This window comes from Cupriavidus sp. CER-90, assembly GCF_057652055.1.
Window position 1 is genome coordinate 2,187,610 of record NZ_JBYGYM010000001.1, and the last position, 18,570, is coordinate 2,206,179.

Annotated in this window: 11 protein-coding genes; 9 read left to right on the plus strand and 2 right to left on the minus strand. The window is 67.4% G+C overall.

What is annotated here, in order from left to right:
• Nucleotides 1–72 precede the first annotated feature (72 nt).
• On the minus strand, nt 73–612 hold the full coding sequence (locus AC24R4_RS09675; RefSeq protein WP_487523004.1) for a BON domain-containing protein: 540 nt from the start codon (nt 610–612) through the stop codon (nt 73–75).
• Nucleotides 613–736: 124 nt separating this feature from the next.
• Nucleotides 737–940, minus strand: a complete 204-nt coding sequence (locus AC24R4_RS09680) for a cold-shock protein (protein WP_008650922.1) — start codon at nt 938–940, stop codon at nt 737–739.
• Between the two features lie 943 nt (nt 941–1,883).
• Here AC24R4_RS09680 and AC24R4_RS09685 point away from each other — a divergent pair.
• The 9 genes from AC24R4_RS09685 (at nt 1,884) to AC24R4_RS09725 (ending at nt 18,516) form a co-directional block, all read left to right on the plus strand.
• The gene (locus AC24R4_RS09685; protein ID WP_400395598.1) at nt 1,884–4,805 is read left to right on the plus strand and encodes a bifunctional glycoside hydrolase/polysaccharide deacetylase family protein; all 2,922 of its coding nucleotides are present in this window, start codon (nt 1,884–1,886) and stop codon (nt 4,803–4,805) included.
• Entirely contained in the window at nt 4,768–8,952 is a 4,185-nt protein-coding gene (locus AC24R4_RS09690; protein WP_487522851.1) for a tetratricopeptide repeat protein, read from the plus strand. Before AC24R4_RS09685 ends, AC24R4_RS09690 begins: the two co-directional genes overlap by 38 nt.
• A gap of 42 nt (nt 8,953–8,994) precedes the next feature.
• Complete coding sequence (locus AC24R4_RS09695; RefSeq protein ID WP_400393882.1) at nt 8,995–9,543, plus strand: penicillin-binding protein activator LpoB; 549 nt, start codon at nt 8,995–8,997, stop codon at nt 9,541–9,543.
• Between the two features lie 26 nt (nt 9,544–9,569).
• A complete protein-coding gene (locus tag AC24R4_RS09700) occupies nt 9,570–11,099 on the plus strand; it encodes a PelD GGDEF domain-containing protein (protein ID WP_400393883.1) in 1,530 nt (509 codons plus the stop codon).
• Between the two features lie 3 nt (nt 11,100–11,102).
• The gene (locus AC24R4_RS09705) at nt 11,103–12,089 is read left to right on the plus strand and encodes a tetratricopeptide repeat protein (protein WP_400393885.1); all 987 of its coding nucleotides are present in this window, start codon (nt 11,103–11,105) and stop codon (nt 12,087–12,089) included.
• Complete coding sequence (gene pelF, locus AC24R4_RS09710) at nt 12,086–13,687, plus strand: GT4 family glycosyltransferase PelF (protein WP_400393886.1); 1,602 nt, start codon at nt 12,086–12,088, stop codon at nt 13,685–13,687. Before AC24R4_RS09705 ends, pelF begins: the two co-directional genes overlap by 4 nt.
• A 1-nt stretch (nt 13,688) precedes the next feature.
• The gene (pelG, locus tag AC24R4_RS09715; RefSeq protein ID WP_092597606.1) at nt 13,689–15,059 is read left to right on the plus strand and encodes an exopolysaccharide Pel transporter PelG; all 1,371 of its coding nucleotides are present in this window, start codon (nt 13,689–13,691) and stop codon (nt 15,057–15,059) included.
• A gap of 239 nt (nt 15,060–15,298) precedes the next feature.
• The gene (locus tag AC24R4_RS09720; protein WP_400395528.1) at nt 15,299–16,000 is read left to right on the plus strand and encodes a response regulator transcription factor; all 702 of its coding nucleotides are present in this window, start codon (nt 15,299–15,301) and stop codon (nt 15,998–16,000) included.
• A gap of 86 nt (nt 16,001–16,086) precedes the next feature.
• A complete protein-coding gene (locus AC24R4_RS09725) occupies nt 16,087–18,516 on the plus strand; it encodes a CHASE2 domain-containing protein (protein ID WP_487522852.1) in 2,430 nt (809 codons plus the stop codon).
• Nucleotides 18,517–18,570: the final 54 nt, after the last annotated feature.

Sequence of the window (18,570 nt, forward strand, 5' to 3'; positions counted from 1 at the left end):
ACGCTAGATATCAGGCGGTCTATGGGAAGCCGCCCGGTTAGGGGTTTTCAGGGTCGGGCGATTATAGCAACATCACCGATTCGGAGTATTTGTGACGGTTGAGGCGCCCGATGCGGGGTATCGCGCGTAGGGAACGCCACGTGACGGCGTGGCCGTGGTCTGGTCGATCACCTTTTCCACGTCGGGAATTTCACGCATCGCGGCCACGAAGGCCGGCCGGTTGAAATCCTTTCCCACGCAGCCTTGCACCGTCAGCCAACGGCCGCGCACCATGATCCAGAGCGAACTGTTTTGCCAGGCAGGCAGCGTGCGGCGCAAGTCCTGCAGCCGCCGTTGCAGCGATTCGGCGATTTCCGCGTCGTACTGGTACGCGTTGGCCAGCCGGCAGCGGCCTTCCGCATAGCAGTGGTTGCCTTCCTCGATGCGGTGGTGTGCCTCGCGTTTCCAGTCGTCCTCGGAAATCCGTGGCCCGGCTGGTTCGGGACAACCCGAAACGGCACTGGAAACACGCACGAACGGGTCATTGCCATAGTTGCGCAGCGACTGAGCATGCACGATTTTTGTCGCGACGATAAATAGCGCGGCAAACGCAATCGCGACAATCCATACCATTCGCCTATTAATCGACCAGCCGGTCGAAACGTCAGCAAGGCAATACATTATCGGCGGCATAAAAGCAGAAAGCCCCGCCGAAGCGGGGCTTCCCAGGCCAGATAATTGGCCCGGCGATTCAGGCTTAGATGGCCTGGATCTTCGTGGCCTGCTCGCCCTTCTGGCCCATGGCCTTCACGTAGCGGACCTTCTGGCCTTCCTTCAGCGACTTGAAGCCATTGCCTTCAATCGCCGAGAAATGCGCGAACAGGTCGTTGCCGCCTGCGTCCGGGGTGATGAAGCCAAAGCCCTTGGCGTCGTTGAACCACTTAACGGTACCGGTTTCCATATATCTATCCAACCTTGAATTTCAAATGAGCGTGATTGCCCGACCAAGCATGTTGCCCACAACGAACCGGAGCAATAACGCTACAGGCCGGTGCACATGCGAGCAGCCATTCTGACGGTTTTTTTTCGCGTGTCAATCAGACTATCCCCCTAACGGTATTTCGGCATGCGAACAGCAGATATTAGAGATTTCTAGATCATTTGGGGGTTTGTCTGACATCAGACTGAATCGCCTGGCGGTATGACACGCATTTCCGTATCTGTGGTATCGACAGTTGGTACGCAGCCGTAACCCCCGGCGGCACCACGCTGCCATATATGCCACAAAACCGTTCCGCCAACGCTACTCCATATGGACTATGGCTACCAATGGATGATGCCGTGACAATGCGCGTCATACCAAAAACCGGTCGCCGCAGCGATGCGCGCGAGCCGGAAAAATCCCGGGGCACCAGGCACCGGATCCGTGAACGGGGAATCAGATGTCACCACATAGTTAGCCAGTCCTTGGCGCGCGGGCCTTGCCGTGCCCGCTGCCGGCATCATGCCGGCCGTCTTCCTGCCGCATTTTCCTGCCGCGTCGTTCGTTCAAGCAGGCCCATGCCATGCCAAAACCGGGCAGGATGGCACGCGCCTGTGTCGGCCGCATGACAGGACGGCGTCGGCACAATTTTTGACAATCTCGGTCCGGCGAATGGCCTAGCATCCGACCTGCCCGTGAATTAGTAAAAACACTAGTTCCGACGGGGCGACGGCATAATGCGGGGCCCGCGACGCCAGGAAGCGGATGCGGCGGACGCGCGGCGACGTACCGCGCGCCATACCAACAAAGAAAAAGCGGACAACAACGAGTGAAGCCATTGCAGCGTTTAATCCGGGGACTTTTCCATGAAGTTGGCAGCGATGCGCCACGCCGCGCCGTGGGGCGCGTTTGCCGGCATGCGATGCTGGCCGTGGCCGTCGTGGCATCGGCGGGTGCCGTGATGCTGGGCGCGCTGACCCCGTCGGCCGATGCGCTGGCCCAGGCAGCCGAGCCGGCCCAGGCTCCTGTGACGCGCCAGGCGGCCCGGGCAGCCAGCACGCCCGCCGCGCCCAACGTCGCCTTCCACTACGGCAGCAAGCCGCCCGTCGATCTACTGCAGGCATTCGACGTGGCCGTGGTCGAGCCCGACAGCGGTTTCGATCCGCGCCAGGCGAAGACCCCGAACACGGCATGGTTTTCCTACGTGAGCCTGGGCGAGGTGCTGCCCAGCCGCGCGTACTTCAAGGACATCCCCAAGTCATGGCTCACCGGCAGCAATGACGCCTGGAATGCCCGGGTGGTTGACCAGGCCGCCGAAGGCTGGCCCGCCTTTTACGTCGACAAGGTGATCGCACCGCTGTGGGATCGCGGCTACCGCGGCTTCTTCATCGACACGATGGACTCGTACCACCTGGTGGCCCCGACCGATGCCGAGCGCGCCAGGCAGGAAGCCGGCATGGTGCGGGTGATCCAGGCCATCAAGGCCCGCTATCCGGATGCGAAGCTTCTGTTCAACCGCGGCTTCGAAATCCTGCCGCAGGTGCATGCGCTGGCCTATGGCGTGGTATTCGAATCGCTGTTCCGCGGCTGGAACCAGGCGCAGGGCGCCTATACCGAGGTCAGCCAGCAGGATCGCGACTGGCTGCTGAACCAGGCCCGCATTATTCGTGAGCAGTACAAGCTGCCGGTCATCTCGATCGACTATTGCGCACCGGCCGACCGCACGTGCCAGCGCGATACCGCGCGCCGTATCCGCGCACTCGGCATCACGCCGTACGTGACCGATTCCGGCCTGCAGACGGTGGGCGTCGGCCAGATCGAGGTGCTGCCGCGCCGCGTGCTGGTGCTGCAGGAAAGCCAGCCGGGCGTGTCGATCGACAACAGCGAAGGCGTGCGCTTCGTGTCGATGCCGCTGAACTACCTTGGCTATCGCGTCGAGTTTGCCGAGACGCGCGATCCGCTGCCGGAGATCACGCCCGACCGCTATGCGGGCGTGGTGGTCTGGTCCAACGGCTATTTCACGCGCAACGCAGCCCGCTACCAGGCCTGGCTCGAAAAGCTGAGCGGGCAGGGCGTGCCGGTGGCATTCATGAACGGCTTCGGCATGCCGGCAAACAGCCCGCTGCTGCGCAGCCTTGGCTTGAAGGCGGTGAAGGGGCGCGTATCGAGCCCGGTGCAGATCGTGTCGCAGGACAAGATGATGGGCTTCGAACAGCCCGTGGCGCCCGATGCCACCGAGGCGGTTGCCGTGCAGGTGCAGGATGGCGCTGCCAGCACGCGCTCGCTGCTGCGCCTGCGCGCGGGTACGCTGACCTACGACGCCGCGGCCATCACCAAGTGGGGCGGTTATGTGACCGGCCCCTATGCCGTTCGCCAGAACTACGCGATCCGCCAGAATTCCTCCAGCGACCAGGACCGCTGGATCGTGCAGCCGCTCGATTTCCTGCGCGAGGCCCTGCGCCTGCGTCCGATGCCGGTGCCCGACACCACCACCGAAAGCGGGCGCCGCCTGCTGACGATCCATATCGACGGCGACGGGTTTGCCTCGAAGGCCGAGATTCCGGGCGGCGGTTTCGCCGGCGAGGTGCTGTTCCGGGAAATCTTCGATCGCTATCGCCTGCCGATGACGATGTCGGTGATCGAGGGCGAGGTCGGCAAGTCGGGCATGTACCCGAAGCTGACCGCCGAGCTGGAGCCGATCGCCCGCAAGATCTTCGCGCAGCCGTATGTCGAGGTGGCCAGCCATACCTATTCGCACCCGTTCGAGTGGGGCCGCACGGTGCCCGGTCAACAGAGCGACGCGCGCGTCACCGAGGGCGACGAGGAGTTCCACCTGGCCATCCCCGGTTACAAGCTGGACCTGAACCGCGAGATCGGCGGCTCCATCGACTACATCAACAAGGTGCTGTCGCCGAACAAGCCGGTGAAGATGCTGCTGTGGCCCGGCGACTGCCAGGCGCCGCCGGAAGCCATCAAGCTGACCGATGCCGCCGGCGTGCTGAACATGAACGGCGGCGACACGCTGATCACGCGCAGCAATCCCACCTGGACCGCCATCGCGCCGCTGGGCATCCACAAGGCCGACAACACGTTCCAGGTATTCGCGACCAACCAGAACGAGAACGTCTACACGAACCTGTGGCGCGGCCCGTACTACGGGTTCGAGCGCGTGATCGAGACCTACGAGATGACCGACAGGCCATATCGCTTCAAGGCCGTGAACATCTACTACCACAGCTACGCGGGCACCAAGGCGGCATCGCTGAAGGCGCTGCGCAAGGTGTACGACTACGTGCTGACGCAGAATGTGTTGCCGATGCACTCCACGGACTACGTGCGCAAGGTGCTCGACTGGCAGGACATGGCCGTGGCACGCGAACTGGGTGACGGCGCCGATGGCGCCCCTGCCAGCGGCGCATGGGTGGTGCGTGGCGACGGCAACCTGCGCAACCTGCGCTGGGTCGGCGCCGGCGTGCCCGACGTGGCCACGGCACAAGGCGTGACCGGCTCGTCGCCGGCCCCGGGCGGCGGCGTGTATGTGCACCTGGACGGCGGCCATGCGCGCTTCAGCCTTGTGCCGGCCGCCACGCAGGCGGTGCCCGAACTGCCCGAGGCCAACGGGCTGGTGCGCGACTGGCACCGCGATGGGGGCACCACCCGCTTTGCTTTCTCCGGCTACTACAAGCCGTTCTTCCGGCTTGCCAATGCCGGCCAGTGCAGCGTCACCGTCGATGGCAAGCCCGCTCGCGGCGTGCGCGAGAACAATACGCTGCGTTTCGATACCCCTGCGGTGAATGATCCGATCCATGTCCAGCAACAAGTCGAAGTCCGCTGCGGCGCCTGAGCGCGAGCGGCTGTTGCCGCCGGCGCTGGTTCTGACCTTTACCGCGATGGTGGGGGTGGGCCTGGCGCTGATGTTTCCGCGCGAAACGCTGCGCGAACGCCTGCTAGGCCAGGGCCGTACGGTTGACGGCCTGACCGTCGCCTATCTCGAGGCGTGGTCGCGCGTGGCCCCCAACGACACGAGCTTCATGAGCGTGCTGGCCGAGCAGTACGCGCGCAGCGGCCGCCTGGACGACGCCGAGACAATGCTCGAACGCATGATGGCCGTGCAGGGGCAGGACATGACCGGCCATATCCTGCGCACGCGCATCGAGATCACGCAGCAGCGCGCCTATGCGGCGCAACCCGAATCGCCCGAGCGTGCCGAGCGCCTGGCGCTGATGAAGGACCTGCTCAAGCAGGCCACCGCCGACGGCGCGATGCGCCGCTGGTCGCTGGCCGACCTGCAGACGCTGGCCACGCAATCGCGCCAGATCGGCGATGCCGACGCGGCCAGCGTGCTGTTCCGCACGCTAGGCAAGCGCGATCCGGCCAATCTCGATTTCTACAACCGGCAACTGGCCAGCATCGCGCTGGCCGGCGGCAACTATCGCGATTCCGCGCAGGCGTTGTTCGACGCGCAGGCGCGCAGCAAGAACCTGTACGAACAGCGCACGCTGTTCCTGCAGGCGCTGCAGACGCTGCAAGCGGGCAACCTGCTGGATGAGGCGCTGGTGGAAGCCGAGCGTCGCGGCGCCAGGCTGCTCGAAGATCCCGACGTACTGCGCTACCTGACCAGGCTGGCGCTGGCCGCCAACAAGCCGGACGTGGCGGCGAAGTACGTCGAGCGGCTGCTGAAACTGTCGGCCGGCAAACCGTCGGGCGCCGCGCAGATCGCGCTGGCGGCGCTGCGCCGCGATGCCGCGCATGCGGCAGTGCGGCGCGTGTCCGACACCGAGCCGTGGCTGGCCCGTGGCGATGTTTTCCTGGATGGCCCGCGCGGCGTCGCCATGCGCGACCGGATGGGCGATTTCGGCCTGCGCCGCGTTCACGCACAGGCTGCGCCGGCACCGATGCTGGCCCAGGCCACACCCAAACCGGGTCCGGGCAATCCGACGCAGGCCGAGGCCCAGGCCGCCGCCAAGGATGAAGTGGCTGCAGCCGTGGCGGCCGGCAAGGCGTTCAACGCCGACGACTACGACCTGGCCTACCGCGTGTTCCTGGCGGCGGGCAAGCTCGACCAGGCCCAGGACGTGGCGCGGACGGCAGTGCGCAAGCTGCCGAACGAACCGGTCTGGCGCGAGCGGCTGGCGCAGGTTGCCGAATGGAACCGCCAGCCGATGATCGCGCTGCAGAGCTGGCTCGAATACGCGCAGGCGACCCACGACGAGCGCGCCTGGAACAACGTGATGCGCCTGGCGCCGGGCCTCAACGACGATCGCGCCTACCTGGCTGCGTTGCGTCACCGTGCCGCGGGCGGCGACCTGAAGACCATCGACGAGGTGGTGGCTGCCTACGAGCGGCTGGGCGAGCCGGAGGCCGGCATGGCCTTCCTGGACACGCTGGCAAACGGCCCGCACGGCCGCCAGGCGATGGAGCGCAATGCCGATCTGGCCGAGCGCGCGGGCAAGGACGATCGCGCCTTCGAACTCTACGGTCAGCTCGAAAAACGCTTTGGCGCCCGGCCGCGATACGCGGTCAAGCGCGCCAACATCCTGTTTGTGCGGGGCCGCCTGAACGAGGCGATGGATGCGCTGCTGCCGGCGCGCAAGCAGGCGGGCACGCAGGACCTGCTGTACTGGCGCACGTACACCGAGCTGGCCCGTCTGACGCAACGCGACGATCTGCTCAAGGACGGCTATCGCCAGATGATGTTCGCCATGGCCGAGACCCGTGACGACCACTGCATGCAGTTTCCGCCGGGTGCCGCCCGCAACGACTGCATTGCCGAGGTGCGCGACACGGTGGAGGCCGATTATTCCAACCTGATTGCGTACTACGACCGCTCGCCCATCGACGCGGGCCGGATCGCCGAAGCCAGCTGGCGCAAGAACGGCAAGTTCGACCAGTTCCAGCTCGCGGTGTACTACTACACCCGCGCGCATGCCTGGCGCCGGATCGACCAGCTGCTGGCGGACCTGCCTCCCGAGCAGCGCAGCGAAGCCGAATCGTCGGCGGTGTTCCTGATGCGCCGCGCCGAATACTGGCGCCTGACCGGCAACCGCGACCGCGCGCTGGCCGATCTGCGCCGTGCCGCCGCGCAGCCCGATGCGGACAGCGAAACCTTCGGCGCGCTGCTGTGGGCGCTCGTCGACAGTGGCACCGACAGCGAAGTGCGCGCCGTCATGCAGCGACTGAAGCCCAGCGCCGAGCAGGACCCGGGCCTGTGGGGCGCGTATGCCGCGGGCGCCATGCGCTTCCAGGACGGCTATACCGCGCTCCACTACCTGCGCAAGATGCAGCAGGGCAAGAACGCCGATCCGCTCTGGCTGGGCCTGACCGCCGACGCGTACGAAGCCATCGGGCAGACATCGACGGCCTGGCGCATCCGCAGGCAGGCGTGGGTCGACCTGCACCACGCGTGGGCTGCGGGGGGGCAGCACTGGGCCAATGCATCGGCCAGCGACGAGGAAGACGGCGACGCGGAAGACGACGCACAGGATGGTCCGGCACGGGGCGACCTGCGCCGCCAGACGGTGGCGCTGGGCCAGATCTTTGCGTCCGGCGATGTGTCGCGCAGCCTCGTCATCGAGATGCTGCGCCGCGACCGTGCCGAAGTGGCCGCGCGCCGCGCCGCGCCGGGCGATGCCAAGTCGCCGTCGCAACTGGGCAATGTGCCGGGGCTGCCGTCGCTGGACGCGGTGCCGCCGGCCTCGCTGACCGAGGCGCAGCGCCGTCGCCAGGGCCAGATCTCGGCAGCCAGCCGCGAGGTGGCGCTGGCCTGGGCGATGTCGTCCGAATCGAACGATCTGGCCCGTGCGTGGCTGGCCCGGCAGTATGCCGACCGCATGCAGCGGCCCGCGTATGCCGAGATTTCCATCGCGCTGGACAGCAACGACATGGACCAGCTCGACCGGATCATGGAGCGCCAGGCGGGCCGCGTGCCGGTGGCGAACCAGATCGAGGCCAATCGCCAGCTGGACCGCCTGTCCACCGCCCAGACCCAGGCGTTTGAAACGCAGGAGCTGGCCCGTACCGACGACACGCTCCAGCAGACGCTGGAAGATGCGCTGCTGTTCAATGCGCAGGCCATCGAGCCGCGTGTCACGTTCCAGCGCCAGAAGCCGCTCGAGTACTACGAGTACAGCCTGGCGGGCGGCGCGCGCCTGTGGGACGGCTATGCGGTGAACCTGCGCGGCGTGTTCCGCGACCAGCGCAGCGCCGATCGCACCCAGCTGGACAACGTGCCGGCATCGGACCGCCGTGCCGAACTGGCGCTGAGCTATCGCGACAGCCAGAAGAACTGGCTGCTCGGGATTGGCCGCCGTGACGGCCTGGAAAGCTTCACCACGGCACGCCTGACCGGCAACTGGAACCAGGAAGGGCGCATCCAGTACACGGGCACGGTGGGCTACAACCAGCCGGCCGACGAATCGGCCCAGCTGCGCGTGGGCGGCATGAAGGATGTGGTGGAACTGGGTGCCACGTGGCGCCTGGGCCTGCGGGAGTTCATCAGCGGCCGCGCCCAGTACAACCACTTCCACGGCCAGGACCGTACCGCGCTGGGCCATGGCATGGTCTTCGACGTCGAGGCCGGCTATCGCATCCGCACGCAGTATCCGGACTACACGGTGCGCATCGTCGGCACGCGCGGCATCTACAGTGCCAATGGCGGCACGCTGTCGTCGACCATGCAGCGGCTGCTGCCGGCCGGGGACGACGAGGCCACGCCGGCGTTCTACATGCCGCAGAGCTTCACGCAGGCCGGCGTGCTGTTCGGGTTCGGCACCGATCTGATCGACGACTACACGCGCAAGTGGCGGCCCTTCATGGAAGCCGGTGCGCTGTACGACACGCGCGCGGGGCACAACTTCCGCGGGCAGGTGGGCGTGGCGGGATCGGTGTTCGGCAACGACCATCTGTCGCTGTATGTCTCGCACGACACCGCGGCCCGCACCACGGGAACGCCGCTGACCGAAGTTGGCCTGCGCTATCGCTGGCTCTATTGATGAACATTTGACTGGATTTCAAGGTAACGAGGGGGATCGAAGATGAACAAGACCAATACCCGCACGGGTCGCCTGATGGCATGGGTGGCGGCAATCGGCGCGGCACTGTGGCTGGCCGGCTGCGCCGTGACCGACGTGGGTCGCGCGCCGCAGATGGCCGCCGGCGACACCGTGGCCGTGCTGCCGATCGTGAACTACACCGAAACGCCGCAGGCGGGCCTGCGCGCCGAAGCCATCGCCGAGTCGCTGCTGAAGACGGGCGGCGTGGCCAACCTGAAGCGTTATCCGGCGGCGCTGAACCCCGAAACGCTGTTCGAACCGGCCGAGCGCGAGTCGGTGAACAAGGCGCTGGAATGGGCGCGCGGCGAACGGGCGCGCTACGCGCTGACGGGCGCCGTGCAGGAATGGCGCTACAAGGTGGGTGTCGATGGCGAACCGGCTGTGGGCATCTCGCTGCAACTGATCGACGTGTCGAGCGGCCAGGTGGTGTGGTCGGCCACGGGCAGCAACGCGGGCTGGAGCCGCGAGTCGCTGTCGGGCGTCGCCCAGAAGCTGCTGCGCCGCCTGCTGGCACCGCTGATGCAGGGTTGAGTTGAACCGGGTAGACAAAAGGACGGGTGACAAGCGTGGCTAACACCGCCGATAACAAGCGTCAGGCGACCCGCCAGGGCCAGGGCATTGGCCTGGGCGGGCGCTATGCGCGCTGGCTGGCGCCCGCGGGAGGCGGCGCGGCCGCCGTGCTGGAGATGATCGTCGTGATGGCGGTGGCCATGGCCATCGCCTGGGCGATCCTGCCGCAAAACCCGCTGCTGCTGGGTCTGGGCTTTCCGTGGGCCTGGCTGCTGCCGGTGATCCTGGCGCTGCGCTATGGCACGCTGGTGGGCGTGGGGGCGGTGCTGATGCTGCTGGGCGGCTGGTTCTTCTTCGACACCATGGGCAGCCATGGCGAAGCGTTCCCGCGCATGTTCTTCCTGGGCGGCCTGCTGCTGGTGCTGGTGGCCGGCCAGTTCGGCGATGTGTGGAACACACGCCTGGCGCGCGCACGCGCCGTGAACCGCTACCTGGACGAGCGGCTCTCCGCGCTGACCAAGAACCACTACCTGCTGCGCATTTCGCACGCCCGGCTGGAAAACGACCTGCTGGCCCGCCCGACCACGCTGCGCGACACGCTGTCGCAGCTGCGTGCCGTGGCCATGCAGGACGCCGCGCGCGGCAGCAAGGTGGAGCTGCTGGCCGGCGCACAGCCGATGCTGCAAGTGGTGGCACAGGCCTGCCAGATCGAAGGGGCCGCGCTGTTCGCGTGCACGGGCGAGCGCGTCGTGCCCGGGGCGGTTGCCGCCATCGGTCCCGACTTCGCACTGGACGTCAACGATCCGCTGGTGCGCCACTGCCTGGACACGCGCGAACTCGCGCATCTGCGCACCACGGGCCTGCAGCAGGACGCCGAGACGCGCTACGTGGCCGTGGCGCCCGTGCTGGCCGGATCGGACCGCCTGATCGGCGTGCTGGTCGTGGAGCGCATGCCGTTCCTGTCGCTGACCTATGAAAACCTGCAGCTGCTGATGGTGCTGATGGGCTACTACGCCGACGGCGTGGAGCATGCCCAGGCCACGCACGGCATCCAGGAGCTGGCCCCGGCCATTCCGTACGCGTTCGCGCTGGACTATGCGCGCCTGTCGCGTCTGCGCCGCGAGACCGGCATCCAGAGTTCGGTGGTGGCGCTGGTGTTCGACCTGGACGAAGCGCGCGACGCGCTGTTCGAGCAGGTGGTGCGCAGCCGCCGGGCGCTGGACGTGGCCTGGCCGGCGCGCGGGGTGCATCAGCGTGCCATGCTGACGCTGATGCCGTTGTCGGACAGCCAGGCGGTGTCGGCTTACCTGGTGCGCATCGAAGACATGCTGCGCGCACAGTTCGGTACCGATTTCGCCAGCGCGCACATCGGTGTCTACACGCTGCCGGTGCCGGCCGCCGGTGCCGAAGAGGCGCTGGTGCGCCTGCTGCACCGCTGCCATCTGGACGGCAAGGATGGCAAGGACGGCAAGGACGGCAAGGATGGCACCGATGGCACCGTCAAGCCGGCGGTCAGTGCCGCTGTCACCCCCCGACCGGGCGTGGCCGCGTCCGCCGGACAGACGCAGGCGGGCTGACGCATGGGCAAGCTGACCATCGGCGGCACCGCCTCGCAGATCGCGGCACTGTACCTGCTGTTTCACGGCGGCACGGGGCTGCCGCTGCTGCTGTCGTTCCTGGGCCTGCAGGCCGTCGCCGCCGGGCTGCTCGGCCTGGCGGTGTGGCGTCTGCTGCCGCGGCGCTTTCGTACGCCGTTCGGGTGGAGCTACGCGTACATGGCGGCGTTCTGCTTCTTCGTGCCGCTTGGCGGCACGCTGGTTTGCCTGGGCAGCCTGCTGTTCTCGAAGCTGTTCCCGCATCGGCGCGACAGCGCCGGCATTGCCTCGGTGGCGCTGCCCGAATTCGTGACGCACCTGATCCAGCGCGTGACGCATGGCGGCGGTGCGCGCCTGCGCGCCCAGCTGGGCAACACGCGTGCGCCGCTGCCGGAGCGCATGACGGCGCTCGTGGCGATGCAGTCGATGCCCACGCGCACGGCCAGCCCCGTGCTGCGCGAACTGCTGGCCGACAGCACCGACGACATCCGCCTGCTGGCCTACGGCATGCTGGACGGCGCGGAAAAGCAGTTGACGCAGCAGATCCTGGCCGAACTGCCGCGCCTGGAATCGGCCGATACGCCGCAGGCCCGGCTGGAAATCAACAAGCGCCTGGCCGACCTGTACTGGGAACTGATCTACCAGAACCTGGTGCAGGGCGATGTGTATCGCTACACGGCCAGCCAGGTGGAACGCTACGCCAGCGCCGCGCTGGAGATCGACGACAGCAATGCGGCCCTGTGGTACATGCGTGGCCGCCTGGCGCTGACTCGCCACGCGCCAGGCGAGGCGCGCGACTTCCTGGGCCGCGCCGAGACGCTGGGCTTTGCGCGCGAGCGCGTGCTGCCGCTGCTGGCGGAAGCGGCCTATCAGGAACGCGACTACGCCGCGGTGCGCCGCCTGATGGCGGCTTTCGACAGTCCTTCGCCGCTCCCGCTGGTGCGGCCTCTGCTGCGGTACTGGCAATCATGAGCGAAATTCTGGTCAAGGGAACGTCCGCCGACGTCATGCTGCTGCTCGAAGGCACGTTCCCCTATGTAAGCGGTGGCGTGTCGAGCTGGGTCAACCAGATGATCCGCGCGTTTCCCGATATCCGGTTCGGCATCGTCTTCATTGGCAGCCGCCGCGAGGACTATGGCGACATGGCCTACCCGCTGCCCGGAAACGTCGTGCATCTGGAGACCCATTTCCTGTACGACTTTCCGCCGCCCCCGCTGGTGCATGGCACGGCGGGCGACGCGCGCGCGTTCGACAAGTCGGACACGCTGCACGAACTGCTGCGCGAGCCGGGCAAGGAAGCCGAGGCCGGCGCGCTGATCCGCGAACTGATGCCGCAGCTGCGCGAGGGCGGGGCGCTGTCCGAGGATGCGTTCCTGTACAGCAAGCGGGCCTGGGACACGATCACGAGCCAGTACCGCCAGTTCTGCACGGACCCGTCGTTCACGGACTACTTCTGGACCATCCGCATCATGCACAAGCCGCTGTGGCAGCTGGTGCGGATTGCCGACGGCCTGATTCCGGCCAGGGTCTACCACACGGTGTCCACCGGCTACGCCGGCTTCCTGGGCGCGATGCTGCGCCACCGCAACGGGCGTCCGCTGCTGGTGTCCGAACACGGCATCTACACGAAGGAACGCAAGATCGACCTGTTCCAGAGCCAGTGGATCCGCGACAACCGCAACATCTTCGAACGCGACATTTCCCAGATCAGCTATTTCCGCGAACTCTGGGTGCGCTTCTTTGAAACGCTGGGGCGCGTCTGCTACGAGGCCGGCGACGAGATCACGGCGCTCTACGAGGGCAACCGCCGTCGCCAGGTGCTGGACGGCGCGATGGCCGAGCGCACGCGCAATATCCCGAACGGCATCAACCTGCCGCGCCTGTCCGCGCTGCGCGAGAAGCGTGCGCCGGGCGTGCCGCCGGTGCTGTGCCTGATCGGTCGCGTCGTGCCGATCAAGGACATCAAGACCTTTATTCGGGCGATGCTGACCGTGGTGCGCGAGTACCCCGAGGCCGAAGGCTGGATTGCCGGCCCCGAGGACGAGGACCCCGAATACGCGCGCGAATGCCGCAGCCTGGCCGAAAGCCTGGGCCTGGGCGACAAGGTCAGGTTCCTGGGCTTCCAGAAGATCGACGAACTGCTGCCGAAGGTGGGCGTGCTGGTGCTGAGTTCGATCTCCGAGGCGCTGCCGCTGGTGGTGCTCGAAGGGTTCGCCGCCGGCGTGCCGTGCGTGACCACCGACGTGGGATCGTGCAGCGAACTGGTGTTCGGCCTGCCCGGCGACGACGCCGCGCTGGGCGCCGCGGGCGACGTGGTGCGCATTGCCGATCCGGCCGCGCTGGCCAGCGCCGCGCTGGGCCTGCTGCAGCATCCGGACCGCTGGCACGCGGCACAGGCCTCGGGCATTGCGCGCGTGGAAAAGTACTACACGCAGGAGCAGATGGTGGGCAGCTATCGCACGCTCTATACGGAGCTGATGGCGATGCCGGACAACACGCGCCGCGCGCATGGCGGCGCCAGCCCCGCGAAGTGCCCGGTGCACCACGGCGCGCAGGCAGGGGGACGCTGAGATGGCCGGTATCGGATTCGAACTTCGCAAGATGCTACGGCGGGACAGCCTGTCGGGCATGCTCAGCGCGTACGCGTATGCGGGCGTGATCAGCTCGGGCCCGTGGGTGCTGTCGATCCTGGGCATCCTGCTGATCGGCCTGCTGTCGATCGGCTGGGTGATTCCCGGGGCGCTGATCACGCAGTTCCAGGTGTCGGTGACGTACCTGATCGCGTGCAGCCTGATCCTGACCGGGCCGATGCAGCTGTCGTTCACGCGCTTCACGTCGGACCGCCTGTTCGAGAAGCGTGCCGACCTGGTGCTGTCGAACTATCACGCCGTGGCGCTGCTCTGCACGGCGCTGGCCGGCGCCATCGGCCTGGCCTGCGCGGTCTGGGCGTTCCCGGAACAGTCGGTGCTGTACCGGCTGCAGATGATGGCCGGCTTCGTGATCATGAGCAATATCTGGATCGCGGCCATCTTCCTGTCGGGCATGAAGCAGTACAAGGCCATCGTGTGGACGTTCTTCGTCGGCTACACGATCACCGTGCTGGCGGCGCTGGCGCTGCGTTCGCACGGGCTGGAGGGCCTGCTGGGCGGCTTCGTGTTTGGCCAGCTGTGCCTGCTGGTGGGCATGATCACGCTGATCTACCGCAACTACACGAGCCACCGGTTCATGTCGTTCGAGGTCTTCCAGCGCCGCTTTGCCTACCCGAGCCTGATCGCCATCGGCCTGTTCTACAACCTGGGCATCTGGATCGACAAGTTCATGTTCTGGTACGCGCCGTCCACGGGTCAGCCCGTGATCGGCCCGCTGCATGCGTCGATCATCTATGACATCCCGGTGTTCCTGGCCTACCTGGCCATCATCCCGGGCATGGCCGTGTTCCTGGTGCGGATCGAGACCGACTTCGTGGAGTACTACGACGCGTTCTACAACGCGGTGCGCGGCGGCAGTTCGCTGGAGCACATCGAGGACATGCGCAATACGATGGTGCAGACCATCCGCCTGGGCCTGTACGAGATCGTCAAGGTGCAGGCCATCGCGTCGCTGCTGCTGTTCGTGGTGGGGGGCTGGCTGCTGCGGCTGCTGGGCATCTCGGAGCTGTACCTGCCGCTGCTCTACGTGGACGTGATCGGCGCCAGCCTGCAGGTGGTGCTGCTGGGCGTGCTGAACATCTACTTCTACCTGGACCGCCGCCGCGAGGTGCTGATGCTGACCGGCACGTTCGTGGTGTTGAACTTCGTGCTGACGCGGCTGACACTGTCGCTGGGGCCGGCCTGGTACGGCTATGGTTTCGCGGTGTCGCTGCTGATCGTCGTGGCGCTGTCGCTGTACCTGCTGGACCGCAAGCTCGACCGGCTCGAGTACGAAACCTACATGCTGCAGTAAGCCGGCATGTACTGGAGCCGCCGCGCCGCGTGGCAGTGCCCCGGATGCTTCCCGCCGCGATGGCCTCGCGGCGGGCCACGTTTTCATTACGCCCGCAAGGCAGGGCGACGACCTGCGGCGCGCCTGCAACACCCCCGGCGGTGCCTCCCCTCTAATGTAGCCTCGACGCGCCATGGCGCGTTTCGGTAACATGACGCCGCCGTGCCCGACACACAGGCCGCAGTCATCAGAGGGATGTAATGAGAATTGCCTCAGTAGAGGACGATGCCGCCCAGGCCGAACAGATCCGGCTACTGCTGGAAGAGGCCGGGTTCAACTGCACCAGCTTTCCGACCGGCTCCGCCTTCCTGCGCGCGCTGCGCGATCAGGCGTTCGACCTGATCCTGATGGACTGGCAGTTGCCCGATACCAGCGGATACGAACTGGTCATCTGGGTGCGCCAGCATTCGGGCCGCCTGCCGCCCATCCTGTTCCTGACCAGCCGCATCGACGAGGCCGATATCGTGGCGGGCCTGGGCGCGGGCGCCGACGACTATCTGGCCAAGCCGCTGCGCCCGTCCGAATTCGTGGCGCGCGTCCGTGCGCTGCTGCGCCGTGCCTACCCTGACACCGTGCACGACGACGAACTGATCCGCCAGGGCGACTACGTGGTGGACGCGCGCCGCCGCAGCATCGCGGTAGCGGGGCAGATTGCCGACCTCTCGCCGCGCGAATTCGACTTGGCGCTGTTCCTGTTCCGCAATATCGGCCGGCTGCTGTCGCGCGAGGTGATCGAGCAGGCGGTCTGGGGCCGCGCCATGGATGCGGGTTCCCGCACGCTCGATACCCACGTCTCGCGCCTGCGCATCAAGCTGGCGCTGCGCCCCGAGCACGGGGTACGGCTGACGTCGGTGTATTCGCACGGCTACCGCTTCGAGGCCGGAGGCGCCGCCGATGCGTAGCCGGCACGGGCTTCGGTATGCGGCGCCGTGCGGCAGCATGGCCTGCCTGATTCTGCCTGGCAGTTGCAATCGTGGCGTCGAGACGGGTGTCCGCTAGCCGGGCCGCTGCCTTCTTTCATCGTCGCACCCGCGTGGAGTGGGTGCTGCTGCTGGCCGCCGTGGTGGTGGCCACGGCGGTGGTGGCGCGTTTCCACTGGTTCGAGCGTGCCGACCTGGCGCTGCTGGACTTTGCCATCGCCAGCCAGCCCCATGCCCCGCGCAACGACATCGTGCTGGTGGCCATCGACGATGCCAGCATCGGGGCCATCGGCCGCTGGCCCTGGCGCCGCACGGTGCTGGCGTCACTGATCGACCATATTGCGGCCGATAAGCCGCGCGTGATCGGCCTGGACGTGATGCTGTCCGAGCCCGACATCCGCTATCCGGCCGACGACATGGAACTTGCGCAGGCCATTGCCCGCGCGCGCAACGTGATCCTGCCGGTGGTGGCGGAAGCGGGTGCGGCCGGCCCCGTCATGCGTCATCCGCTCGAAGCGTTCGCTGCCACCAATGGCCATATCAACCTGAGCGTCGATGCCGACGGCGTGGCACGTTCTGTCTATCTGCGCGAGGGCGATGGCGATTCGCCGCCGGTCTGGCATTTCGCCGCCGCAATGGCCGCGTACGGGCAGCCGTCGCCGCCGTCGCCGGAGTCGTTCCGCCACGAACGCGCACGGCGCATCGACAGCGCGGGTTGGGTCAGCCAGGACCGCCTGCGGATTCCATTCGTGGGGCCGCCCGGCACCTTCGGGCGCGTGTCGGTGCTCGACGTGCTGTCCGGCCAGTTGGGCGCTGGTTTCTTCCGCGGCAAGGACGTGATCGTGGGCGCGATGGCCACCGGCATGGGCGACGTGGTCGCCACGCCGGTGTCGCGCGACCGACGCGGCATGAGCGGCGTGGAAATCCTGGCCAACACGCTGCAGGCGCTGCGCGACGGCACGGGCATCGTGCGCGTGCCGGACCTGGCCGGCTGGTTCGCCACATTGCTGCCCGTGCTGCTGGCCGCGCTGGCGGCCTGGATGCTGACGCCGCGTGACGCGTTGATCGCGGTGGCCGTGCTGGTGGCCGCCCTGATCGGCGGCAGCATCATGCTCGTGGGCAGCATGCAGCTCTGGTTTGCGCCGTCCGCGGCCGTATTTGGCTGCCTGCTCGTCTACCCGCTCTGGAGCTGGCGTCGCCAGGAGGCGGCGCTGCGGTTCCTGTCCGAGGAACTGGCGCGCCTGATGCGCGAGCCTGGCCTGCTGGGCGCCCCGGCCCGCATTGACCATTCGCTCGATGGCCGCATGCAGGCCGTCTACGACATGACCGCTCGGCTGCGCGACATGCGGCGTTTTCTGTCGGACGGGCTGGAAAGCCTGCCCGAGGCCACCGTCATCTGCAACCTGGACGGCGGCATCCTGGTGGCCAATCGCCGTGCGGTGGCGCTGGTGCCGGTGGTGCTGCAGGGTATCAACGACCTGCCACAGCCAGCCCGGCTGGGTGAGTTGCCGACCGCCGGTGCCTATGCCGATACCTATGCCGATGCCTACGGCGGGCTCGACCGCCCGGGGCTGCCGGACGTCATCGAGACGCTGTTCCCGGTGCCCGGCCCCGGCCTGGCGTACTGGGATGCCCTGTGCGGTGCGCTGGATGCCGACGCGCCCGTGATGTCCTCATCCGATTCGCACGGCGTGGAACTGGCTACCGAGGACGACCGCCGCTACCTGCTGCATGGCGCGCCGCTGCACGGCGAGGCGGGGCGGCCGGCGGGCGTCATCGTCAGCCTGATCGACATCACGACCGTGCGCCGCGCCGAACGCCAGCGCGAGCAGACGCTGCACTTCCTGTCGCACGACATGCGCTCGCCGCAGGCGTCGATCCTGGCGCTGATCGACCTGCAGTCGCGGCCCGAACGGGCGATGACACAGGAAGAGTTGCTGGGCCGCATCGGCGAGCACGCCCACCGCACGCTGGCGCTTGCGGACGATTTCATCCGGCTGGCGCAAGCCGAATCGCAAAGCCTGCCGTTTGCCGAGGTGGACCTGACGGCGCTGGTGCTGGACGCCACCGACGAGCTATGGGCGCTGGCCAGGACCCGCGGCATCGAGCTGCGGCTCGACCTCGATGGCGACGGCGTGACGTTGCGCGCGGCGCCAGCGCTGCTGGTGCGGGCCATCGCCAATCTGGTCAGCAATGCCATCAAGTTCAGCCCCGACGGCGCGCCGGTCACGGTGGGTCTGCGACGGCTCGGGCCCTACATGGCCATCGAGGTGACCGATCTGGGCCCAGGCATCGCGCCCGAGGCGCAGGCGCGCCTGTTCCGGCCGTTCAGCCGCGTGCATGCGCCGGCCAGCGATGCCCCGTCGGGCAGCGGCCTGGGTCTGGTCTTCGTGAAAACGGTGGCGGAACGCCACGGCGGGCGGGTGATGCTGCGTAGCGCGGCGGGCGAGGGTGCCACATTCTCGATCTGGCTGCCGCTGCGCTCGCGCGCCGGCTGACGCGAACGTCCAACGATCAAGTCCGCAATGCTTGCCGACACAATTGTTGGCAAT